Consider the following 23,978-nt stretch of genomic DNA (forward strand, 5'->3'; position numbering starts at 1 on the left):
ACGCGCGAGACTTGCGCGAGTTTGACTGGTGTCAAAATTTTCCGCGCATCGCGGCAACGGCCATGCTGAGCTGGCGACGCCATTGCGAGGCCTGTATCGGCCGATCGAGGATGCCGGCACCGAGTTTCTGCGCCTTGCGCAGGATAGGCCCTGTGAGCGCCACAAGCAAGAATGCCGGCATGAGGCCCGGTGCGACGGGCCCTGAGGCGCGGGCCTTCGCCAGATGCTCCTGCCCGAGACCTGCAAATGCATCGATGGCAGCGGTGACCCGGGGGATATCCGTGCCCGCGAGGAAACTGTCACGGTCGAGGCCGACAGCGGAGAGGATTTCCAGCGGCAGGTAGAGCTGGCCACGATGGCGATGCAGCGGCATCAGTAGCAGACAGCCGGCAATCGCCTGGGCGACGCCTGCGTGGCCGGCAGCATCGGTCGAGCGGGCAGCATCGGACGGCGACAGCACCAGACCGGCCAACTGGATCAGCGCCGATGCGGTCTCGCCGGCATAGCCTTCGAGGGCATTTCGGTTTTCCATCGGGTCGTCATAGAGATCGAAAATCCGGGCGTCGATCATGTTGACCAGCGTGGCGCGTGGCAACCTGTGTGTCTCGATTGCTTGCAACAACTCCGACGCCAGAGGATTGGCCTCGGTCGAGCCGTGCGATTGGCCTTCGAGCAGGTCGCGCCAGTATTGCAGGCGCACCTCGCCGGGCAGCGGCTCGTGGACCAGATCGCGGATGCGGGCAAGTTCGGCATGAAAACCATAAAGCGCTGCAAGCGGCCGGCGCTTGTCCTCCGGCGACAGCAGGCACGCGAGATAACGGTCGCGATCGGTGTCGCGAAGGATGGCGAGGCAGATCTCCTCGTTGCTGCGAAGCGCTGCCGCCATCTCGGGCCCCTAGTCGACGGCGATCAGGGCGCAGGCAACCGCCCGCGATTCGGACAGCATGATGTTGAAGGTCCGCACTGCCGCTCCCGTATTCATCGGATCCGACGACATGCCGGCATCGCGAAACGCCGTCTTCAGCGCCTGCGGCAAGGGTCGCATATCGTCACCGGTGCCGACCAGCAGGAATTCGATCTCGGCAGCCTCGTCGATGACCTTCTGGAAGCGATCCGGCGTCAGTGCATCGGCGGCCGTCATGTCCCAGCCGTAGATGCCAGACGGCAGGCAGAGGATCGAGCCGCGATGTGACATGTCGGCAAAACGAAAGCCGCCATTGCCATAGACGTCGATCGGCGCGCGGCCGGGAAAATGGGCGGAGCGGATCTCTATGCCACGGGCCATCAGGCCACCGCCTTGCCGGCTGGCGGCACATCCGGCTGCGGACCGGGCTGCACCCCGCGCGGCCGAAGCTTGAAGGCGATCAGCACCGGTGCGGCGATGTAGATCGACGAGAAGGTGCCGACCGCAACGCCGAAGAACATCACGAACGTGAACGAGCGGATGACCTCGCCGCCGAAGATCGACAGCGCCAGCAGCGCCAGCAATGTGGTTGCCGCCGTCAGCACGGTACGCGACAGGGTCTGGTTGATCGACGCATCGATGAGGATCGGCAACGGCATCTGCTTGTAGTGCCTGAGGTTTTCACGCATCCGGTCGTAGACGACGACGGTATCGTTGAGCGAATAGCCGATGATCGTCAGCACCGCCGCGATGCTCGTCAGGTTGAATTCGATACCGGTGACAACGAACAGGCCGAAGGTCAGGATGATATCGTGCAGCGTCGCGATGATCGCCCCCAGCGCATACTGCCAGGCAAACCGCACCCAGATATAGATGAAGATCGCCGCCAGGGAGGCCATCACGCCAAACGTACCCGCCCGCGTCAGTTGGCCCGATATCGCCGGACCCACGACCTCGACGCGGCGGAACTCGTACTTGTCCTGCAATTCGCCACGCACCAGCGTTACCGCCGACTGCTCGGCATTTTCGCCGCCATCCTGCGACTGCAGGCGGATCAGCGCACCGGTCGCATTGCTGATCGGCTGCGCCTGGACATCGCCGATATTCAGCTGCCCGAGCCGCGTCTTGATATCCGGGATATCGACCTTGCCCTGCTTGGCACGAACCTCGATCAGCGAGCCGCCGGTGAAATCGACACCGAGATGCATGCCGAACGAGAAGAAACCAATCATCGACAGCACCGAAAGCACGGCCGAGATCGTGAAAGTATAGCGGCGGATGCCCATGAAGCGAATATTGGCGCCGTCGAAGACGGCAGTCCGCACGCCCTTCGGCAAATGCTTCGGCCGGCGGCGCTTGATCCAGATGGCAATCAGCCAGCGGGTCAGCGTGAAAGCCGTAAACAGCGATGCGATGATGCCGATCCCGAGTGTCACGGCAAAGCCGCGCACGGGACCGCTCCCCATGGAGAACAGGATGGCAGCGGCGATCAGCGTCGTCACATTGGCGTCGATGATGGTCGTGTAGGCGCGCGCAAATCCGCTTTCGCAAGCCTGCACGAACGGCGTCCCACCCTTCAGCTTTTCGCGGATACGCTCATAGATCAGCACGTTCGAATCCACCGCCAGGCCCATCGTGAAGATGATGCCGGCGATACCTGGCAAGGTCAGCGTCGCCTGGAAAAGGCTGAGGATCGCCATGATGAGAATGATGTTGAAAACCAGCGCCGCGGTGGCGAAACCGCCGAGCGAACCATAGAAGAACACCATGAAGGCAACCACGGCAAAGGCACCGACGATGCCGGCGATGATGCTCGCACGGGTCGAATCGGCGCCAAGGCCGGGCTCGACGGTACGCTCCTCGACCACCGTCAGCGTTGCCGGCAACGAGCCGGAGCGCAGAAGGATGACGAGGTCGGCAGCCCCCTCTGGCGAAAAGTTGCCTGCCAGCATACCCTTGCCATCGGTCACGGGCTGTTTGATCAGCGGTGCCGAGATCACCTGGTCGTCGAGTACGGCGACGTAGGACTTGCCGACGTTCTTCGCCGTCGCCTGCGCGAATGCCTGGGTGGCCTTTGCATCGAGCTGGAAGGTAACGACGTTCTGCTTGGTCTGGGTATCCAGCATCGGCTCGGCGGCGATGATGCTCTGGTCGTTGGCCACGGGCCGCTTGAAGACGAGGTAGCTATCCGGCGGATCGTCCTGCGAATACAGCACTTCGGAATTGGCCGGTGGCTGCGTGTCGATCGCCGTCTGCACCGGCATGCTCGTATCCAGCATGTTGAAGGTCAGCTTCGCCGGCTGGTTCAGCAGCGTCTTCAGCCGCTGGGGATCGGTCAGGCCCGGCACCTCGACGATGAGCCGGTCGCTGCCCTGCCGCTGGATCAGCGGCTCGCGGCGGCCGACCTGCTTGACGCGGCTGCGAACCACTTCGATCGACTGGTCCAGCGCCTCCGCGGTACGGTAGGCGATACCCTCGTTGGTCAGTGCCATGGTTATCAGGCCGCCATCGCCGGGGACGACGGTCGCCTCGCGGATCGAACCGCCGGTGGCCGAGCTTCCGACGCTGTCGGTTAAAGGCTTGAGTGCATCGGTTGCCGCCGCCATCTGGCCGACGTCGGTCAGGTGCATGGTGATGGTCTGGACGGTACCGGAAAGATCGACGGTGGGAATTTTCGCATCACGCAGCCGGCGCGCGACATCGTTGATCGTTGATTGCAGCCGGGCTGCGACGATCTCGTCGCGCTCGATCTTCAGCGAGATCCGCGATCCGCCCTGGAGGTCGAGACCGAGGATCGCTTTGTGGTGCGGCAGCCAGCTCGGGAAACGCTCGAGCTGGCGGTCGCTGAACAGGTTGGGAAGTGCGACGAGGACGCTGGCAACAACGGCAAGCCAAACGAGGATTGTCTTCCAGCGGGAGAATTGCAGCATGGCGTTCTCGACTTTACTATTCGTCGCGACGCGGCCGGACGGCCGGCCGCCCGTTATCGATGCTAGGCTGCGTCCGCCTTGACCGGTTCACCCTTGACGCGGACTTCCGAGATCGCCGTGCGGACGACGCGGACCTTGACGCCTTCGGCAATCTCGACTTCCAGTTCCTTATCGTCGACGACCTTGACGACCTTGCCGACGATGCCGCCGCCCGTGACGATCTGGTCGCCGCGACGGATATTCTTCAAAACGTCGTCACGCTTGCGAGCCTGGGCGCGCTGCGGCCGGATAAGGAGAAAATACCAGACGACCATCAGCGGAACGAAGAGGAAAACCATCTCCATGCCGGAACCGCCAAACACGCCCATGGCGGTATCGGTGGCGCTCTGGGCGTATGCGTTGGTGATAAACATCGGGAACTCCTCAAAATCCAGGCGGGAAACAACCCGTTACACCGCGCGAGATATCATTGTGATCGTGGCAAATGCAACAAAAACAGCCGATAACCGTACCGTTTTCTCAGCCTCTTAACCTTTCGGCCGGGGAAAGGCCATGCTACCCGGCAGCGAAATGAACTTTTGCCGCTGCGTCCCATAACCCATCCGGAGGAAACATGGTGACCGAAGATCAAAACGCACTGATCCTTGCCGAACTCCGCCGTCTGGCATCGGCGGTCGAAAGATTGGCCGGCCCGGCTCGTGCCGTCAATGACTGGGATGCTGCGGACTGCTTCGTCTGGAGCCCTGCCCGCGAGCACCTACAGCCCGTGCCCCGTCCGAACCGGGTGGCAATCGGCCTTATCCGGGGTGTCGATCATGTGCGCGACATCCTGCACGAAAACACGCTGCGCTTCGCCGAGGGATTTGCTGCCAACAACGTGCTCCTCTGGGGCGCACGCGGCATGGGCAAGTCCTCGCTGGTAAAAGCCGTGCACGCCGACATCATCCGCTCGACCGGCGTCCCGTTGAAACTGGTGGAGGTCCACCGGGAGGATATCTCGACGCTCCCTCTGCTGCTCGACATCGTCAAGGCGGCCTCGCTGCGCGTCATCGTCTTCTGCGACGACCTCTCCTTCGATCACGATGACACAGCCTATAAATCGCTGAAAGCAGCGCTCGACGGCGGCGTCGAAGGCAGACCCGACAATGTGCTCTTCTACGCCACGTCCAACCGTCGTCACCTCCTGCCGCGCAACATGATGGAAAACGAGCAGTCGACGGCGATCAATCCGTCCGAGGCCGTCGAGGAGAAAGTTTCGCTCTCCGACCGTTTCGGCCTCTGGCTCGGCTTCCACAAATGCAGCCAGGACGACTACCTGCTGATGATCGATGGTTACGCCAAACACTTCAACCTCGCTCTCGATCGCGACGAGATGCACCGGGAGGCGCTGGCGTGGTCCACGACCCGGGGGGCGCGCTCCGGACGCGTTGCCTGGCAGTACATCCAGGATCTGGCCGGCCGACAACGGATCGAGCTGCCGCGCGACTGACTTTTCCCGGCCCGGGCAAGGAATTGCGACCGTATGCCAGCATTAAACTTGGAGGCTCAAGAAATACTTTGGAAACCCAAAGTATATGAATAAAAACTCATTTTCACTTTGAATTTGCTAATTAAGATTTACTTTATGATGCCGCGATATGTTTGGGCTGAGGAAAATGAGTGACCTCTGAGAAGGCTATGACAGCCATCGCCTGGGAGATGTCATGCCTTTTTTTCGCAGCAAAGCTGGCCACGAAGCGATATTCTTGGGAGTCTTCGGCACAGTCATCTGGGCGCTGGGAAGCCAATTCCAGGCGTTCGAGGCTGTAACCGCATTCGTGCTACGCAATGACGACTATCAGCTCGACGACCTGGCGCTGGCGATTACAGTCACCGGGTTGGTCAGCCTGATCTATTCCATCCTTCGCCTGCGCGATCTCAGCCGGGAAGTCGGCCGCCGCGAGATTGCCGAGCAGGGTGTGAAGTGGATCTCCGGTCACGACGAAACGACAGGGCTCCCCAACCGCCGGTCTCTCGACGAACGCATGGCCTGCCCGCAACACAGCGGGGAGGACAAGCTTGGCGTCTTCGCCCTCCAGCTCGACGGCTTTAAAAAGATCAAGGACCTGTTCGACCACAAGACGGCAGACGACGTGCTGCGGGTGATGGCGGAGCGCCTGAAGGCGATCTTCCCGTCTGACGATATCTTCAGGACCGGTGGACGGGACTTTATTGCGTTCATCGCCGGAGCGGATCACGCTGAAATCGCCGAACAGGTAGCGGCCGCAATCGCAAGACCGGTCGCCGTCAGGGGACAGGCGGTCGAAGTTGGCGTCGCGGTCGGTTATGCGCTTCTTCCCGTCGACGGGACTGACCTCGCAAGCGCCGTGCGCTGCGCCGAAGTTGCCATGGAAGCGGCAAAGAACGACCCGGCACGAAAAATCCGCGCCTTCGAACCCACGATGCGCGAGCGGTGGAAGGAAAGCTCCGAGCTCGAGAAACAGCTTCGTCAAGCGATCAGAAAAAATACGATAAAGCCCTATTACCAGCCGATCGTCGATCTCCACACGGGCAGGATCAACGGCTTCGAAGCGCTCGCCCGCTGGGAACAGGAACCGGGCAAGTTCGTGCCGCCCACCGTCTTCATCGACCTTGCCGAACGCACGGGCCTGATCGGCGAGCTGACGGTCAAGCTCTTCCGGGTTGCCTGCGCCGATGCCGCCACCTGGCCGAACGGCGTTATTCTCTCCTTCAACCTGTCGCCGACGCAGCTGCATGACGGGCTGCTGGCAATCCGTATCCTGACGATCCTCTCCGAAGCCGGACTGCCTCCGTCACGCCTCGAGATCGAGATTACCGAATCGGCGCTCATCCAGGATCTCGTCGCTGCCGAGCGGATCATCGCCGATCTGAAGAATGCCGGCATACGCATCGCGCTCGACGACTTCGGTACGGGCTATTCGAGCCTTGGCCAGCTTTCGAGGTTCAGCTTCGACAAGATCAAGATCGACCGGATGTTCGTCTCGGAAGCCGCCGACGGCAAGAAAAACGAGAAGATCCTGAGAACGATCATCGGTCTCGGCAAGGGGCTGGATATCCTGACGACGGCGGAAGGCATCGAGACCGAGGAGCAGCTCCAGGCACTGATCCGGATGGGATGCAATCTCGGCCAGGGCTACCTCTTCGGCAAAGCCGTCCCCGCCGCCGAAGCATCCCGCCTCCTCGAACTCGATTGCAAACTGGTGGAAACCTCGGAGATGATGGTCGCCTGAGGCTATTGACAAGGTTACCTGTACAGCAACTTGCTGGCCAAGCGCCGGCTTGAGTTGCTGAAACGCGCGCGAGGGAAATCCAGCGACAAACACGACGCAACTGGCTTGCGCGCGATTTTCCCGTTTCAGCTGGATTAGCGATATACGGCGCGCATATTTTCGACGGCACGCCGAAAGACTTCGGTGTCATCCAGGGCTCGAGCCAGTACAATTCCGCCTTGGATCGTCATCACCATGCGCTCCGCTTCGATATCAGCCAGATCCGCTGGTTGTCCCGCCCTGCGAAGAGCATCCGACAGCGCCGCGATCCAACGCCTAAAGTAACACGCGATCGACGCGCCAAACGTGTCGCGCGTTGCAACCATGGCAAACGTTCCCACCAGACAGATGCGGCTGCCAGACCGGAAGTAGATCATGACGTTGTCCAACATCGCGGCAATCGCCGCATTTGGCTCGCCCCTGCGCAGCGGTTCGTAGATCTCCCGCTCAAACCACGCATCGACGTCTGCAAGCACTGCGGCCGCCATCTCCTCCTTCCCTCCGGGAAAGAAATGGTAGAGGCTTCCCTTTCCTACCCCGATGCGCTCCGTGATGCTGTTTAGGGTCGTGCCGTCATAGCCGAGATCACGAAAGACTTCGGCTAGCAACCGCACAACGTCTTGCCGTTCGAATACCGCTTTCACATCGACCTCAAAATCCGAAATCTGACAGACCGGGGTGGTCATCAGGTCGCCTGCCCAGTGGCCAGAAATACCGGCGCTCGTGCTCCTGTATGGGCTTGTCATTGATGCAAGCAAAGCGCCGCTGCATCAGGCCGTCGGCATCGAATTCCCAGTTTTCGTTCCCGAAGGAGCGAAACCAGTTTTGGCTATCATCGTGCCACTCATAGGCAAAACGGACAGCGATGCGGTTTTCCGAAAACGCCCAGAGCTCCTTGATGAGGCGGTAATCCAGTTCCTTTTCCCACTTTCTCGTCAGGAAGGAAATGATCGCAGGACGGCCGGTTACAAACTCGGCCCGGTTTCGCCATTCGCTGTCTGGCGTGTACGCCAGCGCTACCCTCTCCGGATTGCGGCTATTCCAGCCATCTTCAGCCGCCCTGACTTTCAGGGTGGCGGTTTCAACCGAGAACGGGGGAATCAGGGAAACCACGAGCAACCTCCTTCTTTTACCAATTTGCTTATTCTGTACCAAAAGGTACAGCCATGTCAATCAGCGAGCAGCTACTGAGTCACCGTCGTATCGTCCAAAACGACAAAAAGCCCGGCATGACCGGGCTTTTTGCATAACTCCTCGAGACGCACTATCTATTCAAGGAAGGTCATTGGGTTAACCGGCGAGGCATTCTTGCGGACCTCGAAGTGCATCTGCGGCTGCTTGGCATTGCCGCTCATGCCTGAAGTTGCGAGTGTCTGGCCGCGTTGTACTTTCTGTCCGCGCGTGACGCTCAGAGTGTCGGCGTGGCCGTATACGGTGACCGTGCCGTCGTCGTGGCGTACCAGCACCGTGTTGCCAAGCGCCTTGAGACCATTGCCGGCATAGATGACGACGCCGTTTTCGGCGGCCTTGATCGGCGTGCCCGATGGCACCGAGATGTCGATACCGTCGTTGCGGCTGCCTTCGACATTGGCGCCGTAGGCGGCGATGACCGCGCCGCGCACAGGCCAGCGATACTTGCCGATGCCGGTCGATTCCGGCGCAGCGGAGCCGGCGTCCGATTTCTGGGCGTCGTTGACGGACTGGGTCGGCAGCGAGGCGACCTTGGTCGGCTCCTCGGCAGCGACGGGTGCAGCTGCCTTGACCGGTGCCTTTTCAGGCGCGATCGAAGCTGTTTTCATATCGTCGGCAGCCGGTGCTGCGCCAGCCTGCGGCAGCTTCAGCGTCTGTCCGACCTGGATGCCGTTCTTGCCGATGCCGTTGGCTGCCTTCAGCGCGTCGATATGAGTTCCGGTGGCCTTGGCGATCTTGGCGAGCGAATCGCCCGGCTTGACCACGTAGCTGCCCGGCGTCGGTCCCTTGCCTGCCCCGGCCGAGAGCTTGCCGGAGCCGTTCTCGGCGCTCAGCTGCTGCTTGTCGCGGGCCGTATTGCCGTTCGGAAGAACAGCGGCATCCTGTTCGGGCGCCTTCGACGGGATCGGCTGCTTGCCACCCTTGTCGAGATCGGCGGCCTGCGACGATGCCTTCACGACATTAGCGCCGCCATTCATGGTTGGAATGATGATGGAGCGGCCCGGCTGGGCGGACGCGGCGCTCTTCAGGCCGTTGACGCGCAGGATTTCCTTTTCCGGAACGCCGTAGCGGCTGGCAAGCGTCTTCGTCGTCTCGCCGGGGCGCAGAGTAACGGTTGGCGCGTTATCGCCGGTCCAGGCAGACGGCTTGCCGGGCGTGGTGCCGGTCGCCATGCGATCCGGGGCCTCGCGCGGTGGGGCCAGCGAATGCGGAGCAGACCCGCGGTTCGGCGCGGCATCTGGATAGGGCTGCGCAAGAGCCTGCTGCTCTTCGCGGGGCGGCCGTGTCGACAGGTGGTCGGATGTGGCGATACCGGCAGGCGCGGCCAGCTGCGAGCGCTGAACCGACGGAGCGGCAGCAATCCGTGCGTTGGAATAGGCCGGCTTGTATGTCTGCGGCTGCGACGGATAGGGCTGGTTCATGGCAGCATTGCCATTGCCGTAATCCGATTGACCAGAGGCCACGTTGGCGGGCGGGACAGGATCGCGGTCGAGACCGCTCAGCTGCCGTCGCGGGATGGAACCCGTCGTCATGGTGTCGGAGCTCGAACCGGAGCTTGCGAACATCCCCGAGAAACGAGAGGCATCCGAACTGCAGCCTGTCGCGGCGCTCGCGAGAAATGCTGCAACCAGGACCTTGCCTGTCGTCGTGCTGATATGTAACGGAAAGCTGAAACGCATGACTCGACCCACTTAAGACGCAACCCATTTGTGAGTTCCATTAAAGCGCGTTAATCTTACCATGCGGTTAAGGCGCTGGAGTCATGTGGATTTTTTTGAGAAATTGCTAACCATAGTCCACAGCCCCGTGGCTGCGGCGTGCCGAAACGCTGCAATCCCGCCAAGCGTCAGAGATAGGCCGCAAGCTTCGGGATGATCGGCAGGTAGGGAACTTCGAACAGTTCCTCGCGCTCGAAACGGCTGCCGGTCTTTGTCAGGCGCACCATGCGGCAAACGGTATCCGTTATCATCACAGGCGTGATCATCGAGCCGCCGGAGACCAGCTGGTCGGCATAGAAGCGCGGCATGGTCGGGAAGGCGCCGGTCACCAGAATGCGGTCGAACGTACCCTCGCCCGGCATGCCGGCGCTACCGTCCGCCTGGCGTACGATGACGTTGCGCATCGCCAGTGTCTCGATGCGCTTCTGTGCTGCAATCGTCAGCGTCTTGTAGCGGTCGACTGTCAGAACCCGTTCGCCGAGCCGGCCCATGACGGCAGCTGTGAATCCCGTGCCGGTGCCGACTTCGAGTACGCGGTGGCCCGGCCGGACCTTCAGATGGTGGAGAAGCCTGATGACGAGGTCGATGCCTTCCATGAATGATCCGCATTCGATCGGGATCGTCCGGCTGGAATAGGCATCTGACACCGCCTGCGCCGGCACGAACAGCGAGCGAGGCGTCTGCTCCACGGCAGTCAATAGGTCGATGTCGGAAATGCCTTCAGCACGCAGCCGCAGCACGACGGCCGCAAAACCTTCCCTCTCAAGAAGTCGAGCTGTCAAACCGCTACTCCGTGACCAACCGCCCGCAATGTGCCGGACTGAGGCGCATAATTGGCGTGATCGGGTTTCAAAGAAGTTACCGGCAGCTGTTTTTGCTGTGAAGCGCGCATATCCGCACCCTCACCCGACAGGAAACAGGCAGCGATCCGCGCAGCAAATGGCCGCGAGGTCGCGAAGGTTTGGTCGGTCTTCGTCGATAACACTGGCACCGTCCTGCTATGCTGCCCGCTCGATGGTCTTCAATCCAGCCATATAGGGCACCAGAACTTCAGGCACAGTCACGGAGCCGTCCTCGTTCAGATAATTCTCGAGCACGGCGATCAGGCAACGACCGACGGCCGTGCCGGAGCCATTCAGCGTATGCACGAAGGTGGTGGCCTTGTCGTCCTTGCCACGGTAGCGGGCATTCATCCGCCGGCCCTGGAAGTCACCGCAGACGGAGCACGAGGAGATTTCGCGATAGGCATCCTGGCCGGGCAGCCAGACCTCGATATCGTAGGTCTTGCGGGCGCCGAACCCCATATCGCCGGTGCACAGCATCATCGTGCGGAAATGCAGCCCCAGACGCTTCAGCACTTCCTCGGCGCAGGCGGTCATCCGCTCGTGCTCGGCAACCGCGCTATCGGCATCGGTGATCGATACCAGCTCGCATTTCCAGAACTGATGCTGACGCAACATACCGCGCGTGTCGCGTCCGGCCGAACCGGCTTCCGAACGGAACGATGGCGTCAGCGCGGTAAAACGCAGAGGCAGCTTGTCCTGCTCGAGGATCTCGCCCGAGACGAGGTTTGTCAGCGGCACTTCGGCAGTCGGGATCAACCAGCGGCCATCGGTGGTGCGGAACAGGTCTTCGGAAAACTTCGGCAGCTGGCCGGTGCCGTACATAGCTTCATCGCGCACCATCAGCGGTGCGCTGACCTCGGTATAGCCGTGTTCGCCGGTGTGCAGGTCGAGCATGAACTGGCCGAGCGCCCGCTCGAGCCTCGCCAGCGGCCCCGTCAGCACGGTGAAGCGCGAGCCGGAAATCTTGGCGGCACGCTCGAAATCCATGTAGCCGAGCGCTTCGCCGATCTCGAAGTGCTCCTTGGGCGGATGGTTCCACCGCGGCTTTTCACCGACCACGCGGGCAATGACATTGTCGTGCTCGTCCTTGCCGACCGGTACGTCGTCGAAGGGAATGTTCGGCAGGCGCGACAGGGCATCCGTGAGCGCCGCCGTCAACTCGCGCTCCTCGGCCTCGGCGGCTGGCATGGCGACCTTGATCTCGGCTACCTCCGCCTTCAGTGTCTCGGCAAGCGCACTGTTCTTCTGGGCCATAGCCGCGCCGATATCCTTGGAGGCGGCGTTGCGGCGGGACTGCATGTCCTGCAGCGCCTGGACGACGGAGCGGCGCTTTTCGTCGAGTGCGATGATGGTTTGCGCCTGCGGCTCGGCACTGCGCTTGGCAAGCGCTGCATCGAGGGCTTCGGCATTGTCACGGATCCATCTGATATCGAGCATCGTCGTTCCCGGTCGCTTCGTGAAAACAGCTCCGGCCGGGGCCTGACCAAGCCTCCAGCCGGAGTTAAAGGGCGATACCGCAGGGATGCGGCGTTAAAAAATCAGTCTTCGTCGCGCGGTACGATGGCCGAAGAGGACGCTGTTTCTTCTTCACCCTGTCGCTTGCGGCTACGCTCCACCATACGTGCAGCGTAGATCGAAATCTCGTAGAGAAGGATGGTTGGAACGGCAAGGCCGATCTGCGACATCGGGTCCGGCGGCGTCAGTATGGCTGCGGCGATAAAGGCAAGCACGATCGCAAACTTGCGCTTCTCCGCAAGCCATGTCGAGGTCAGCAATCCGACCCGGGCAAGCAGCGTGGTGATGACCGGAAGCTGGAAGACCAGTCCGAACGAAAACACCAGCGTCATGATCAGGCTGAGATATTCCGACACCTTCGGCATCAGCGAGATGGCGATTTCACCATCGGCCGGCGATTGCTGCATCTTCAGGAAGAACCACATCACCATCGGGCAGAAGAAGAAATATACCAGCGCCGCGCCCATCAGGAACAGCACCGGCGAGGCGATGAGGAACGGCAGGAAAGCGTTGCGCTCGTTCTTGTAGAGGCCGGGCGCGACGAATTTGTAGATCTGTGCCGCGATGATCGGGAAGGCAATGACCAAGGCGCCGAACATCGCCACCTTGACCTGCGTGAAAAAGAATTCCTGTGGCGCCGTATAGATCAGCTGCGATTTGGCAACATCGAGATGGGCCCAGATCACCGCCCATTTATATGGGTAGACGAGATAGTTGAACAGTTGCTTGGCGAAGGCGAAGCACACCATGAAGGCGATAAAGAACGCGGCGATGGACCACATCAGCCGCGTCCGCAATTCCATGAGATGTTCGATAAGCGGCTGCGGCTTATCGCCGATATCACTGGTCATGCATCGTCTTCCTTGGTGACAGGCGTGTTCGAGGTGCCAGCCGCCTGCTGTGGAACAGCGTTATCGACAGCAGGCTTCGGCGCGACCGGCTTGCGCGCCCGCTTCGGCTTGTCGGCAGCGGGCAGCCCGACCTGGGCCGGCTCGACGACGGAAGGCCCTTCCAAATCGGCAGCCTGCGCCTTGACGCGGGGCCGACGGACTGGCGTCGACGGGGAGAGAACTTCCTTGACGACGGGTACGGACGTCACGACGGGAGCCGAGGCCTGCACGTCGAGCGCTTCAGCCCGCACGCGAGGCTTGCGCGCAGCCTTTGGCGCCGTGATCGCTTCAACCGTCGTCTCGAGGGTCGGCACCTCAGTGGCGATCAGCTCCGGCTTGGCGCGCGGCTTGCGCACCGCCTTGGGCTTTACGGCCGTCTCGGCTACCACGGCAGCGGCCTCCGCAATCGCGGCAGGTGCGGGAGCGACGACCGGTGCCGGAGCTTCGGCTACAACAGGAGCCGTCGGCTCCGACGCAACGCCATCAGTGTGCGGCAGCATCTGCGGTTCCGCTGGACGTTCGACTGTCGTCGAGCGCTGCAGATCGGCCTTGATGTCATTGCCCATCTGCCGCAACGGGTTCATTGCCTCACGCAGGCTATGCGCCGGGTTTAGCTTCTGAGCATCGGCAATCGTCTGACGGACATCGTCCAGGTCGGCCTCTCGCAAGGCATCATCGAATTGCGCCCTGAAATCACCGGCCACCTTGCGAAAACGCGTCATCATCTTGCCGAAAGTTCGCAGCATGGGCGGCAAGTCTTTCGGGCCGACGACAACGATCAAAACAACCGCTATGACGAGCAGTTCGCTCCAACCAATATCGAACATCAAAGGCTCCTGGGCGGGCACGGCACGAGAAGGCCGCCATGCACCCCATTCTGGTTATTTCGTTTCGTCGGCCTTGTGATCGACGGTGCGGCCCATTTCCGGACGGATGGGATCGCCACGTGGCTGGTCGCGCGGCGCAGCCGTTTCGTCCTCGTCGGTCATGCCCTTCTTGAAACTCTTGATGCCCTTGGCGACGTCGCCCATCAGTTCCGGGATCTTGCCGCGGCCGAACAACAACAGCACGATGGCCAGAACGATCAGCCAGTGCCACATACTAAAAGAACCCATGACGATACCCCTTGTGTTATGTCCCTAGGATGTAAGCGGTTTGCCAAGCTTTTTCAAACACCAAAATCGCCCGGTCGCTAAGACTTGATACCACCATCCATCGCCGCCCGCTTTCGCTATCCATAATCCTCTCGTGCTGTGGCGGAACAAAGACGGGTTGTCGAAGCAGTCCTCACCGCAACCGGCGTCAATCCGGCGCACCGGTCGGCGCCAGCAATCCCAGCTCCTCCAGGTCGAGCTGGGTGATCGGATCCTCGTCCTCGCTCAATTCGTCGCTCATCACAGGCGAGGGCATGGCGAAATTGGCAGGGATACGCCCGGTGAGAAGCCCTGCCCCCTTCAGCTCTTCGAGACCCGGCAGGTCGCGGAGCTCCTCCAGCCCGAAATGATCGAGAAAATCGCGTGTCGTGCCCAGTGTGACCGGCCTTCCCGGTGTGCGCCGGCGTCCCCGGAAGCGGACCCAGCCCGCTTCCATCAACACGTCCAGCGTTCCCTTCGATGTCTGCACGCCGCGGATATCCTCGATCTCGGCCCGGGTTACCGGCTGGTGGTAGGCAACGATCGACAGTACCTCGAGCGCGGCGCGCGACAGTTTGCGGACCTCATGCTCATCCCGCCGGATGATGAAGGAAAGATCGGCAGCCGTCCGGAATGCCCAGGCATCGTCGACCTGGACAAGATTGACGCCCCGCCCCGCATAATTCTCGCGCAGCCGCAGCACCATCGCGCGCACGTCGATGCCATCAGCAATCCGGTCGCGGATATAGGCTTCGGAGACCGGCATTGCCGAAGCGAAGATCAATGCCTCGGTAATCCGCTCGGCCTCGCGCAGCCGCGCCGCATCCGCTGCGCCCTCGCCCGTCATCTCAGTCTCTGCCTGCCCTTCCGACACCGCCACTCCTATTCCGCCGCGTCGAGGATGGCGTGCTTCGGGCCACGGCGCATGTAGAGCGGCTGGAAGGCGCCTTCCTGGCGGATCTCCATCTTGCCCTCGCGCACAAGCTCCAGCGACGCTGCAAAAGCGCTGGCGATGGCGGTCACTCGCTCGCTCGGGCTTGTCATGTAGCGCAGCAGGTAATGCTCGAGCGCCGTCCATTCAGGCACGTCGCCGATCATCCGTGTCAGGATGGCGCGCGCCTCGACGAGCGACCACACGGTCCGCCGTTCGATCGTTACCTGGGTTATAGCCTGGCGCTGACGCAGCCCTGCATAGGCATTGAGAAGATCGTAGAGGCTGGCGTCGAAGGCCGACTGCCGCTGGTCCGGAATGTGCTCCGGCGCCCCCCGGGCGAACACATCGCGGCCGAGCCGGTTGCGGTTGACGAGGCTGGCGGCAGCATCCCGCATCGCCTCGAGCCGCTTCAGCCGGAAGGCCAGCGCCTCGGCCATTTCCTCGCCGCTCGGCCCGTCATCCTTGTTCTGCTGTGGAATGAGCAGCTTCGATTTCAGAAAGGCAAGCCATGCCGCCATGACCAGGTAGTCGGCCGCAAGCTCGATGCGGACCCGGCGCGCGGTCTCGACGAAGACCAGATATTGTTCGGCCAGCGCCAGCACCGAAATCCGCGCCAGATCGACCTTCTGGTTGCGCGCAAGATGCAGCAGCAGGTCGAGCGGCCCTTCGAAGCCGGCGATGTCGATGACAAGTGCCGGCTCCTGCGGATCGCGATCCACGGCAGGTTCCTGCCACAGCCGATCCATCGGCGTTGCCGCCGCTTTGGTCAGATCCGTGGCCTTGCCGTTGTCCAATCTCGCCCCTCGCAGATCGCTCGTGTCAGGCGATCGACAGCATCCCGTCGAACTCGGCGCGAATGGCTTCCTCGTCGGCACCATCGCCCTGCCCGAAGGCCGCCTCGACCGCCCTGGTCCGCGCAAGCGCTTCGCCCGAAAGCACAGGCACTGCGCCAACCACCTGCTTCATTTCGTCCATAATGCCATTGCAATGCAACACGATATCGCAGCCGCCGGCAATGATATTTGCAGCCCGCTCGCCAATCGTGCCGGCAAGCGCATTCATCGAGGTGTCGTCGGAGATCAGAAGTCCCTTGAAGCCGATGAAGTCGCGAATGACTTCGTCGATGACGATCTTCGATGTCGTTGCCGGGTTGTCGGGATCGATGGAGGTGAAGACGACATGGCAGGTCATCGCCATCAGCTCGTCCTTCAGCGCCATGAAGGGCGGGAAATCATGGGCTTCGAGCTCTGACCGGGACACGGATACCACAGGCAGTTCGTGATGCGAGTCGGCAAAGCCCCGGCCATGGCCCGGCATATGCTTCATGACAGGCAGCACGCCGCCGGCCTTCAGGCCCTCCGATGCGGCGCGGCCCATCTCGGTCACGGTCACCGGGTCGCCGCCATAGGCGCGGTTGCCGATGACGTTGCTGCTGCCCTCGACGGGGACGTCGAGCACCGGCAGGCAATCGATGTTGATGCCGAACTTCAGGAGATCGAAGGCGTGCAGCCGTGACATCAGCCAGGCGGCGCGCAGGCCCGCCTCGCGGTCGCGGCGATAGATATCTCCGAGCGCCTGGCCTGACGGATAATGCTGCAGGATCGGCGGACGGATACGCTGCACCCGGCCACCCTCCTGGTCGATCATGACGGGCACGTCGGCACCGACGCTGTCGCGAAGGGCAGCCACGAGGTCGGCGATCTGCGCCGGCTCGCCGATGTTGCGGCCAAACAGAATGAACCCCCACGGCCGCTCGCCGGCATAGAAGGCGCGCTCTTCGGGAGTGATGGACAGGCCGCTACAGCCCAGGATCATTGCTTTCGATTCGGTCATGCCAAAATCATAAGGGTGGCAGGGCTCGATGACGAGCGTAGGCGGCCACTCGTGCACAAAAAAGAACGGCGGACCGAGGTCCGCCGTTCACTATGTGGGATAGCTGGGATCGCTTATTTCGAGATCAGGCAGGTGCCGCCGGCAGCCCGGAACTTGACGCAGAGCGCTGCGGCATCGTCCTTGGAGCCGACCGCGACGCGGACGCGGTAGTAGGTACCCTTGCCGGCGATGTCGACCTTGCGGACCTCCATCGGATGGCCACCGATGACGCTGGCATATTTCGCCGCCATGTTGGCCTGCGAGCGCTTGGCTTCCTGCTCGGAAGGCAGCGACGCGATCTGCATGCCGTAACCGCCGGCCGAAGCCGTTGCCGCGGGTGCCGTCTTGACCGGCTGTGCTGCCTGCGTAGCCGAAGCCACACGAACAGGCTGGGGCGTAACCGGAGGCTTGGCGGCGGCCGGCGTCGCCGATGCGGTTTGCGTCGGACGGGCCGTCGGCACCGGTGCTGCGTCGGTGGAGCCGGCAGCAGGCGTGTTGACTGGCGGCTGCGCAGCAGCGGGTGCGTTGGCAATCTGCGTCGTCTTCACCGTGCGGATCGGAGCGCTGTCGGCACTCGGCGCGTCGCCATCATCGGCCGATGCCATCTGGCTGTTGTCGGCAGCAGGCGTCGTCGGCGCTGCAGCCGCAGCGGGGGCGGAAGGAGCGGCACTGTCATCTGCGGGAGCCGGTTCTTCGCGAGCCACGAGCGAGCCGTCAGGCTTGACGATCATGGTGCGAACGCGGCGCGCCGCAACACCGGAATTGCCGTCCTGGCTGGTAGCAGCAGGGTTGCCCTGGCCTGGCAGCAGGCGCGGATCTTCCGTTTCGCCGACGGGTGTCGACAGATTGGCTTCTCCGCTGCCGTCATTGTCATCGGGAAGGCTGTTTTCGGGGATCAGCGTCTTCTGGACGACGTCGACCGGCTGCTCGTCCGAAGTCACGAGTTCCTTCTGCTTTGGCGGCTGAGTGGCCGCGCCGGCAACACGGTCGTAGACCGCCTTGTCCTGGTTCGGCACCACCTTGCCACCCGGATCGGTCGGAACGACCTTCACGGGATCCTTGTCGGCGGTGATGACGCGTGGCTCACCAGATGCAAAGCTGATCGGCGACCCGTTATGGGAGACCCAGCGATACATGCCGTAGGCACCGCCACCGAGCACAACGACAGCGGCAGCAGCAATGGCGATGCCGCGCATGGAACGCGCCCGCCAGCGGTCGTTGGCCGTGTGCGACGATTCGAACATCATCGGCGAGACGTTTTCAGGCCGGCTGGGCGTTTCGCGGAAGCTTTGGCGGAAATCTTCCTCCAGTGCCCGTTCGAACTCGTCGAGGCCTCCGCCGGTCTTCTGCTGCATCGTCACGCCGCGAACGGGAACAGACGTTGCCACTCCCGGCGCGAATGCCGCTTCCGTCATGGATGGCGCCGAGGCTGGCTCGGGCGAAGTATCTGCCGGCGCACTGAACAGGCTCGCCATCTCCGCATCGATGTCGAAATCGTAGTCGGGTGCGGCAACGACTGGCTCGTCCGGTTCTGCCGGCGGTAGTGCCGGAACGTGGATATCCTCGAATGTCTCGACCCGATCTTCCGTCTCCGAAATCTCATTGGGATCGAATGGCAGTTCCTGGTAGCTGTCGACGACGGGTTCAGCCTCGTGGACGGCGGCGCGCTGTTCGGCAGGCGCAGCAGCGCTGGCATAAGTTGGCGCGGTGGCGCTGGCATAGGTAGAGGCAGCTGCAGCGGCATAACTCGGAGAGCGCTGGACGGCGGCCACAGGCTCCGGTTGTCTCCAGTCCGTTGCCGGCTCAGAAGGCTTTGCAGGCTTTTCGACCTCTGCGAGCGACTTCGGGTCGGCAAAGTCGAGTTCGGCCAGCTCCAGTTCGATATCGGCAAGATCGAGGTCGAAATCATGCTCGTCGAAGCCATCGAAGTCTTCGTCCGCAGCAGCAACGACTGGCTCGGGGTCAGGTGACTTCACCGATTCAGGCTGGGCCGTGACAGGCGTGGCCATTGACGCGCGCGGTGCGGGCGGATTGACGAGTGAAGGATCGATACGCGCGGCGATCTGTTCGCGCGACGGCACGGGATAACGCGATACGTCGGCCAGAAGATCGTCGATATCGAGACCCTGGTAGCTGCTCGCAGCCGATACAGGCGCAGGTTCCGGCACGACGGTAGCGGCCGCAATCTCTTCGGCGCGGGCTGCGGGTGGGAGATCGACGCCAGCAAGCGGCGCTTCTTCTTCCACATGCACATCCGCCAAAACGGGATCGGGCTTGGAAACGACTGGCGTCTCTGCTTGCACCGCTTCGGCACGGTCCATTTCGACAGGATAGGAAGGCTGCTCGTGCGTCACGAATTCTGCGACGGGTTCGGGTTCAAAGGTCGCGACTTCCGGCGGCGCAGCGGGAGCAACAGGCTCTACGGTGGGCACAGGCTCGACAGCGCCGAAGGCATCCATCGTCGGCTCGCGGCGCGGCGCATTGAAATTCGCAAGCGGCAACCGGATGGTGGCTGCAGCCCACTGCTGCGTTCTCGGCGGGGTCGGCTGGACGTCCGGCGCAGATATTGACATTTCCAGTTCATCGACCAGATCGCGGTTGGCAACCTCGGGCGCAGAAGCCAGTTCTTCCAGCTCTTCGGCAGCAACCGGCATGGTGGTCGGCTCGACGACCGATTCCCAGCTCTCTTCAGCCGGTTCGAAATGCGAGGCATCGACGACCGGCGGCTCAGCATGAACCGGCTCTTCCGGCTGCAGCATCTGTTCTGCATGCGGAGCTTCGTATGCGGCCTGCACTTCCGCCTGCGGCTCCGGCGCATGCGTCGGTTCGACGGCGGCGAAATCGTTTGCCGGCGTGCCGTTCCCGTACACGGGCTCGGAATAAACGGCATGGCTGGGCTGGGATGCCTGGGGAGTGCGCGGCGCGTCGTAACGCTCAAACTCGCGGAGCAACTCGTCCTCGAGATCGAAAGCCGGCTCCTGTCGCTGGTTTGCAGCGACAGGTGTGGATGGCCGCTTGTCGTATCCGACGATGCGGGCGAGTTCGGCGAGCGGATCGTCGTCCGCGAAGAACTCATCTTTTCCGCCTGCGCGGTACGCCAACTGTTTTTCAGCCATTACTTCATCCACCCGCAACTGCTACGCTATTGCCAGCGCAATGTGGGTAAATGGTGACGTTTATCGCATTTCAGCCGGTGCTGCGGTCCCGGTAATACCGAGACCAGATTTCAAAACCGACGCGACAGCGTGCACCAGCCCAAGTCTGGCAATGCTCAATTCTCGGTTTTTATCGTTAACAAATCGTAATTCCGGAAAATCTTTACCTTTATTCCAGTGTCCGTGGAAGAAACTCGCCAGGTCATACAGGTAAAATGCGATGCGATGCGGCTCCTGGGCCAGCGCCGCACTCTCGATGATTCGCGGAAACTCCGCCAGTTTGGCAACCAGCGCCAGCTCCGCCGGATCGACAATCGCACCATGGACGGCAGCCGCCATTTCCTCGACAGATACTTCCAGACCCGGAAATGCTTCCTTCGCCTGGCGGAATATCGACATGCAGCGCGCGTGGGCATATTGCACGTAGAAGACTGGGTTGTCCTTCGACTGCTCGGTCACCTTGGCGAAGTCGAAGTCGAGCGGCTCGGAGCTCTTTCTGTAGAGCATCATGAAGCGCACGGAGTCGCGGCCGACTTCGTCGACAACCTCGCGGAGCGTCACGAAGTCGCCGGAGCGCTTCGACATCTTCACCGGCTCACCGTTACGGAACAGCTTGACCAGCTGGCAGAGCAGCACCGTCAGCTTTGCCTGACCATCTGAGACGGCGCGGGCAACCGCTTCGAGACGCTTGACGTAGCCGCCATGGTCCGCACCGAGCACGTAGATCATCTCGTTGAAGCCACGGTCGTACTTGTTCTTGAAGTAGGCAACGTCGGCGGCAAAGTAGGTGTAGGAGCCATCCGACTTGATCAGTGGCCGGTCGATGTCGTCGCCGACCTCGGTCGAGCGGAACAATGTCTGCTCGCGATCTTCCCAGTCCTCCGCCACCTGACCCTTGGGCGGCGGCAGGGTTCCCTTGTAGACGAAGCCCTTGAAGGTGAGGTCGTTGATCGCGGTGCGGATCGGCGCAGCACCGTTGGCGTGCAGCGTCCGCTCCGACAGGAAGACGTCGTGGACGACGTTCAGCGCCGCCAGGTCCTCGCGGATCATCACCATCATCGCGTCGATGGCCTTGTCCTTGACGATGGGCAGCCACTGATCTTCCGGCATGCTGCGCAGCTTGGTGCCGAATTCATCCGCCAGAGCTTTGCCGACCGGCACGAGATAATCGCCCGGGTAAAGACCCGCCGGAATGTCGCCGATCTGCTCGCCAAGTGCCTCGCGGTACCGCAGGAACACCGAGCGCGCCAGGACGTCGATCTGCGAGCCAGCGTCGTTGATGTAATATTCTTTGGTCACGCCATAGCCCGCGAACTCGAGCAGGTTGGCCAGCGTGTCGCCGACGACCGCGCCACGGCAATGGCCGACATGCATAGGCCCGGTGGGATTGGCGGACACATATTCGACGTTGACCTTCACGCCCTCACCGACCGTCGATCTGCCGAACGTCTCGCCATTGGCGATCATCGCTGCCAGCAGGCGCTGCCAGTAGCCGACCGAAAGGCGGATGTTTATGAAGCCTGGACCGGCGACGGAAACCTCGGCGATGTCAGCATCTTCCCGCAACTTAACGCTAATGACGTCGGCAAGTACGCGCGGATTGGTGCCCACGGCCTTGGCCAGAACCATCGCTGCATTGGTCGCCACATCGCCATGACTTGGATCGCGCGGCGGCTCGATGCCGACACGACGAAAATCGAGTTCGGATCGCTTTTCCTTGATGATATCAATATCTTCAAGGGCGAGCTTAACTCTGGCTTCGAAGTCTGTGAATAGGTTCATAATCAGTTCCAAGCATGGGCGGTTTCAGTCAGCCATCCGTCGGCGACCCGGTGCCTAACGCAAATCGGGAGTCTGGTCAAACAATCGCCTGTGGGCACTTATGGCATAGGTATCGGTCATTCCGGCCAGATAATCGCCGACATGCCGGGCCTTGGCGGCATCGGCGAGGCCGGAGATATGATCCACCCAGTAGTGGCTCTGCATCTCGCGCGGATCGGCCATGTAGGCGTGGAAAAGGTCGGTGACGATCTGCGCCGCATCCGCACGGATGCGCATGATATCGGGGTGGCGGTAGATGCGCTTGAACAGCATCGCCTTGATCTGCCTGTCGGTCTCGGCCATGTCGGGCGAGAAGGCGGCGACAACGCGGCCGGCATTGCGGATATCATCAGCGCTCGTCGGCCGGATCGAGGCAAGATTTTCCTGCGCCACCGAAATCACGTTCTCGACCATCCGGGTGATCTGCCGGCGCATGATCTCATGGGTAAACCGGCTGGCTTCCAGATTGGGGTAGCGGTCCCTGACCTCGGCCATCAGTCCGGCCAGGAATGGGATATCTTCCAGCATCTCGAAACTCAGATAGCCGGAGCGCAAGCCATCGTCGATATCGTGCGTGTTATAGGCGATATCGTCGGCGATCGCCGCCGTCTGCGCTTCGAGGCTGGCATAGCTGCCGATCTCCAGGTCGTGCAACTCGCAATAATCGAGGATCGGCTGCGGCACCGGCCCGTGCGTGCCCTTGCCGTCCGGCGCCAGCAGCGGGCCATTGTGCTTCACCAGTCCCTCGAGGGTCTCCCATGTCAGGTTCAGCCCGTCGAACTCGGCATAGCGCCGCTCCAGCTTGGTGACGATGCGCAGCGACTGGGCATTGTGGTCGAAGCCGCCATAGGGCTGCAGCATCTCGTGAAGCGCATCCTCGCCGGTATGGCCGAACGGCGTATGGCCGAAATCATGGACCAGCGCGACGCCTTCGGCCAGGTCCTCGTCGAGCCGCAGCGCCCTTGCCAGCGCCCTTGCCACCTGCGCCACCTCGATCGTATGCGTCAGTCGCGTGCGATAGTGATCGCCGTCCTGGGCGATGAAAACCTGGGTCTTGTGCTTCAGCCGCCGGAAGGCGGTGGTGTGCACGATACGGTCGCGGTCGCGCTGGAAATCGGACCGGGTCGGGCTGGAGGATTCGTCATAGAGCCGGCCGCGCGTTGTCCAGGGGTCCGCCGCGTAGATCGCCCGTTCGCCCGTGCCGAAACCCAATGCATGCCTGTCGATCGTCATAATCCATCCATCTCGGCCGCTGGCCATTGACGCCGCGTTCCGGCCTTCATACCTACAGTTTCAAGGAACGGCAAAGCAGTCCGGCAAAAACTCCCAACTGCTGCTGTCGCCGCCAGAACTTTGGTGATAGCCTTGTTCGATATCAGGCGTTTGAACGCCATCCTCAACTCATTCTCTCCGGGCCTTGACCCCGGCAGGAGGACATCATGACCGAAACAACTGTAACCCTTTCGGATTCCGCCGCCAAGCGCATAGCCGCAATCGTCAGTGCGGAAACCGGCAAGAGCGCGCTGCGCGTCGCCGTCGAAGGCGGTGGCTGCTCGGGCTTTTCCTACAAATTCGATCTCGTCGAAGCCCCCGCCGAGGACGACATCGTCGTTGCCAAGGGCGACGCCACAGTCTTCATCGACAAGCTGTCGCTGATCTACATGGCAGGCTCGCAGATCGATTTCGTCGACAACCTGCTCGGCCAGTCGTTCCAGATCAACAACCCGAACGCGGTTGCCAGTTGCGGCTGCGGCACCAGCTTCTCCGTCTGAAACGACAT

General features: G+C 61.9%; 21 protein-coding genes and 1 pseudogene. 3 read left to right on the top strand and 19 right to left on the bottom strand.

What is annotated here, in order from left to right:
- Positions 1-31: 31 nt before the first annotated feature.
- The 4 genes from PR018_RS08070 to yajC form a co-directional block, all read right to left on the bottom strand.
- Positions 32-886 carry a phytoene/squalene synthase family protein gene (locus PR018_RS08070; protein ID WP_142823036.1) on the bottom strand — a complete coding sequence of 285 codons (855 nt, stop codon included), beginning with the start codon at positions 884-886 and terminating at the stop codon, positions 32-34.
- A gap of 9 nt (positions 887-895) precedes the next feature.
- Positions 896-1,285 (bottom strand): Mth938-like domain-containing protein, encoded by a 390-nt coding sequence (locus PR018_RS08075; RefSeq protein ID WP_111221759.1) that lies wholly within the window; start codon positions 1,283-1,285, stop codon positions 896-898.
- The gene (secDF, locus tag PR018_RS08080) at positions 1,285-3,834 is read right to left on the bottom strand and encodes a protein translocase subunit SecDF (RefSeq protein ID WP_142823037.1); all 2,550 of its coding nucleotides are present in this window, start codon (positions 3,832-3,834) and stop codon (positions 1,285-1,287) included. The genes PR018_RS08075 and secDF overlap by 1 nt, the downstream gene beginning before the upstream one ends.
- Positions 3,835-3,896: 62 nt before the next feature.
- Entirely contained in the window at positions 3,897-4,247 is a 351-nt protein-coding gene (gene yajC / locus PR018_RS08085) for a preprotein translocase subunit YajC (RefSeq protein ID WP_142823038.1), read from the bottom strand.
- A 200-nt stretch (positions 4,248-4,447) separates the two neighbouring features.
- Between yajC and PR018_RS08090 the strand changes: the two genes are divergently transcribed.
- A complete protein-coding gene (locus tag PR018_RS08090; RefSeq protein WP_263431689.1) occupies positions 4,448-5,323 on the top strand; it encodes an ATP-binding protein in 876 nt (291 codons plus the stop codon).
- A 214-nt stretch (positions 5,324-5,537) separates the two neighbouring features.
- The gene (locus tag PR018_RS08095) at positions 5,538-7,085 is read left to right on the top strand and encodes a putative bifunctional diguanylate cyclase/phosphodiesterase (protein ID WP_142823040.1); all 1,548 of its coding nucleotides are present in this window, start codon (positions 5,538-5,540) and stop codon (positions 7,083-7,085) included.
- 134 nt (positions 7,086-7,219) lie between these two features.
- Here PR018_RS08095 and PR018_RS08100 read toward each other — a convergent pair whose 3' ends face one another.
- From PR018_RS08100 to PR018_RS08170, 15 genes and pseudogenes are all read right to left on the bottom strand, one after another.
- Positions 7,220-7,768, bottom strand: coding sequence for a TetR/AcrR family transcriptional regulator (locus PR018_RS08100; RefSeq protein ID WP_142829208.1), 549 nt, complete (start codon positions 7,766-7,768; stop codon positions 7,220-7,222).
- A gap of 7 nt (positions 7,769-7,775) precedes the next feature.
- Complete coding sequence (locus PR018_RS08105) at positions 7,776-8,237, bottom strand: nuclear transport factor 2 family protein (RefSeq protein WP_142823595.1); 462 nt, start codon at positions 8,235-8,237, stop codon at positions 7,776-7,778.
- A 155-nt stretch (positions 8,238-8,392) separates the two neighbouring features.
- On the bottom strand, positions 8,393-9,994 hold the full coding sequence (locus PR018_RS08110; protein WP_142823041.1) for a LysM peptidoglycan-binding domain-containing M23 family metallopeptidase: 1,602 nt from the start codon (positions 9,992-9,994) through the stop codon (positions 8,393-8,395).
- Between the two features lie 167 nt (positions 9,995-10,161).
- Positions 10,162-10,815 carry a protein-L-isoaspartate(D-aspartate) O-methyltransferase gene (locus tag PR018_RS08115; RefSeq protein ID WP_142823042.1) on the bottom strand — a complete coding sequence of 218 codons (654 nt, stop codon included), beginning with the start codon at positions 10,813-10,815 and terminating at the stop codon, positions 10,162-10,164.
- Between the two features lie 216 nt (positions 10,816-11,031).
- Complete coding sequence (gene serS / locus PR018_RS08120) at positions 11,032-12,315, bottom strand: serine--tRNA ligase (RefSeq protein ID WP_142823043.1); 1,284 nt, start codon at positions 12,313-12,315, stop codon at positions 11,032-11,034.
- 101 nt (positions 12,316-12,416) lie between these two features.
- The gene (tatC, locus tag PR018_RS08125) at positions 12,417-13,244 is read right to left on the bottom strand and encodes a twin-arginine translocase subunit TatC (RefSeq protein ID WP_142823044.1); all 828 of its coding nucleotides are present in this window, start codon (positions 13,242-13,244) and stop codon (positions 12,417-12,419) included.
- Positions 13,245-13,537: 293 nt separating this feature from the next.
- A pseudogene (gene tatB / locus PR018_RS28370) lies at positions 13,538-14,110 on the bottom strand (Sec-independent protein translocase protein TatB); the annotation flags it as partial.
- Positions 14,111-14,164: 54 nt separating this feature from the next.
- Positions 14,165-14,398: a twin-arginine translocase TatA/TatE family subunit gene (locus tag PR018_RS08135; protein WP_111221750.1), complete on the bottom strand. Its 234-nt coding sequence runs from the start codon at positions 14,396-14,398 to the stop codon at positions 14,165-14,167.
- A 187-nt stretch (positions 14,399-14,585) separates the two neighbouring features.
- Positions 14,586-15,263, bottom strand: coding sequence for an SMC-Scp complex subunit ScpB (scpB, locus tag PR018_RS08140; protein WP_142823596.1), 678 nt, complete (start codon positions 15,261-15,263; stop codon positions 14,586-14,588).
- A gap of 35 nt (positions 15,264-15,298) precedes the next feature.
- A complete protein-coding gene (locus tag PR018_RS08145; protein WP_374113746.1) occupies positions 15,299-16,096 on the bottom strand; it encodes a segregation and condensation protein A in 798 nt (265 codons plus the stop codon).
- Between the two features lie 73 nt (positions 16,097-16,169).
- Positions 16,170-17,183, bottom strand: coding sequence for a beta-N-acetylhexosaminidase (nagZ, locus tag PR018_RS08150; protein WP_142823047.1), 1,014 nt, complete (start codon positions 17,181-17,183; stop codon positions 16,170-16,172).
- Positions 17,184-17,296: 113 nt separating this feature from the next.
- Positions 17,297-20,338, bottom strand: coding sequence for an SPOR domain-containing protein (locus tag PR018_RS08155; RefSeq protein WP_142823048.1), 3,042 nt, complete (start codon positions 20,336-20,338; stop codon positions 17,297-17,299).
- Between the two features lie 60 nt (positions 20,339-20,398).
- Positions 20,399-22,159 (bottom strand): arginine--tRNA ligase, encoded by a 1,761-nt coding sequence (gene argS, locus PR018_RS08160; RefSeq protein WP_142823049.1) that lies wholly within the window; start codon positions 22,157-22,159, stop codon positions 20,399-20,401.
- 54 nt (positions 22,160-22,213) lie between these two features.
- A complete protein-coding gene (locus PR018_RS08165) occupies positions 22,214-23,431 on the bottom strand; it encodes a deoxyguanosinetriphosphate triphosphohydrolase (protein ID WP_142823050.1) in 1,218 nt (405 codons plus the stop codon).
- Entirely contained in the window at positions 23,428-23,592 is a 165-nt protein-coding gene (locus tag PR018_RS08170) for a hypothetical protein (RefSeq protein ID WP_153816507.1), read from the bottom strand. Before PR018_RS08170 ends, PR018_RS08165 begins: the two co-directional genes overlap by 4 nt.
- Before the next feature lie 45 nt (positions 23,593-23,637).
- Here PR018_RS08170 and erpA point away from each other — a divergent pair, with 45 nt between their 5' ends.
- A complete protein-coding gene (gene erpA, locus PR018_RS08175) occupies positions 23,638-23,970 on the top strand; it encodes an iron-sulfur cluster insertion protein ErpA (protein ID WP_111221744.1) in 333 nt (110 codons plus the stop codon).
- Positions 23,971-23,978 lie beyond the last annotated feature (8 nt).

Origin of the sequence: Rhizobium rhododendri (assembly GCF_007000325.2) — a bacterium.
In the GTDB taxonomy this organism is placed as follows: domain Bacteria; phylum Pseudomonadota; class Alphaproteobacteria; order Rhizobiales; family Rhizobiaceae; genus Rhizobium; species Rhizobium rhododendri.

Coding starts and splice junctions, on each gene's coding strand:
- tatC (WP_142823044.1), bottom strand. CDS start 13,244: ATGACCAGTGATATCGGCGATAAGCCGCAGCCGCTTATCGAACATCTC.
- PR018_RS08145 (WP_374113746.1), bottom strand. CDS start 16,096: ATGGATCGGCTGTGGCAGGAACCTGCCGTGGATCGCGATCCGCAGGAG.
- PR018_RS08075 (WP_111221759.1), bottom strand. CDS start 1,285: ATGGCCCGTGGCATAGAGATCCGCTCCGCCCATTTTCCCGGCCGCGCG.
- argS (WP_142823049.1), bottom strand. CDS start 22,159: ATGAACCTATTCACAGACTTCGAAGCCAGAGTTAAGCTCGCCCTTGAA.
- yajC (WP_142823038.1), bottom strand. CDS start 4,247: ATGTTTATCACCAACGCATACGCCCAGAGCGCCACCGATACCGCCATG.
- PR018_RS08155 (WP_142823048.1), bottom strand. CDS start 20,338: ATGGCTGAAAAACAGTTGGCGTACCGCGCAGGCGGAAAAGATGAGTTC.
- PR018_RS08135 (WP_111221750.1), bottom strand. CDS start 14,398: ATGGGTTCTTTTAGTATGTGGCACTGGCTGATCGTTCTGGCCATCGTG.
- scpB (WP_142823596.1), bottom strand. CDS start 15,263: ATGACGGGCGAGGGCGCAGCGGATGCGGCGCGGCTGCGCGAGGCCGAG.
- PR018_RS08165 (WP_142823050.1), bottom strand. CDS start 23,431: ATGACGATCGACAGGCATGCATTGGGTTTCGGCACGGGCGAACGGGCG.
- erpA (WP_111221744.1), top strand. CDS start 23,638: ATGACCGAAACAACTGTAACCCTTTCGGATTCCGCCGCCAAGCGCATA.
- PR018_RS08090 (WP_263431689.1), top strand. CDS start 4,448: ATGGTGACCGAAGATCAAAACGCACTGATCCTTGCCGAACTCCGCCGT.
- PR018_RS08095 (WP_142823040.1), top strand. CDS start 5,538: ATGCCTTTTTTTCGCAGCAAAGCTGGCCACGAAGCGATATTCTTGGGA.
- nagZ (WP_142823047.1), bottom strand. CDS start 17,183: ATGACCGAATCGAAAGCAATGATCCTGGGCTGTAGCGGCCTGTCCATC.
- PR018_RS08110 (WP_142823041.1), bottom strand. CDS start 9,994: ATGCGTTTCAGCTTTCCGTTACATATCAGCACGACGACAGGCAAGGTC.
- serS (WP_142823043.1), bottom strand. CDS start 12,315: ATGCTCGATATCAGATGGATCCGTGACAATGCCGAAGCCCTCGATGCA.
- PR018_RS08170 (WP_153816507.1), bottom strand. CDS start 23,592: ATGGCGTTCAAACGCCTGATATCGAACAAGGCTATCACCAAAGTTCTG.
- secDF (WP_142823037.1), bottom strand. CDS start 3,834: ATGCTGCAATTCTCCCGCTGGAAGACAATCCTCGTTTGGCTTGCCGTT.
- PR018_RS08070 (WP_142823036.1), bottom strand. CDS start 886: ATGGCGGCAGCGCTTCGCAGCAACGAGGAGATCTGCCTCGCCATCCTT.